The organism is Tropicimonas sp. IMCC6043 (genome assembly GCF_004146235.1).
In the GTDB taxonomy this organism is placed as follows: domain Bacteria; phylum Pseudomonadota; class Alphaproteobacteria; order Rhodobacterales; family Rhodobacteraceae; genus Tropicimonas.
Genome location: NZ_SELO01000130.1, coordinates 1 through 915, shown reverse-complemented (window position 1 = coordinate 915; position 915 = coordinate 1). Strand labels below are relative to the sequence as shown.

General features: G+C 56.1%; 1 pseudogene. It reads right to left on the bottom strand.

The annotated features are described in order from the left end of the window. Nucleotides 1-199: 199 nt before the first annotated feature. Nucleotides 200-907, bottom strand: a pseudogene (locus EU800_RS26075) (IS6 family transposase). Nucleotides 908-915 lie beyond the last annotated feature (8 nt).

Sequence of the window (915 nt, the reverse complement as noted above, 5' to 3'; positions counted from 1 at the left end):
AAATGGCGTTCTCAAAGTTGAAAACGCTGATCCGCAAAGCCGCCGCTCGAACCTACGAACAGCTTTGGCAGGTCGTCGGACACGTCTGCAACCTCTTCACTGAAGAAGAATGCTACAACTTCTTCAAAGCCGCAGGCTATGAAACCGAATAGATTGGGAACGCTCTAACTAGTCTCCGAATGGACAGTGAGACTGTCCCTTATGCCGCGCAGAGTTGACGCCACTCGTCGAGAGCAGCGGCGCGGCTCTTCTTGAAATTGGCTCTGGAGGAGAGGCTGCGCTCCGAGTTGAAATGGTTGAAGACAGAGGCGTGGACGGAAGCAAATTTCTGCAGACTTCGCATCCGCCGGAAGCGCTGCATCGCCCGTTCTCTTCGTCGAAACGGCAGGTGCGAATTCTCCGCTCTGTTGTTGAGCCAGCGGCCGGTTTCCTGACGCTCCGCCGCACCGATTTCCTTCAACGCGGCGCCATAGGATCGAAGACGGTCGGTCACGATCACTTCCGGCCGACCATAGCGCTTCATTGATTACCTTACGAATTTCAATGCTGCTTTCCGATCCCGTGTCTTTGTGACAAAGCTTTCCAAGACCTCGCCTTCGTGATCGACGGCGCGCCAAAGGTAGTGCCGCTCACCATTGATCTTCACGAACATCTCGTCCAGATGCCACCGCCATTGCGGACCTGATCGCAGCCGCTCGGCGCGTTTCCGGCGGATCTCGGAAGCGAACATCGGGCCAAATCTATGCCACCAGAAACGGACGGCCTCATGGCTGACCTCAATGCCGCGTTCGTGCAGCAGGTCTTCAACGTTCCGCAACGAAAGGGGAAACCGGACATACATCATCACCGCGAGGCGGATGACTTCCCGGCTGGTCTTGAAATACTTGAACGGGTCGCGTTTCGTCATCCGAAGAC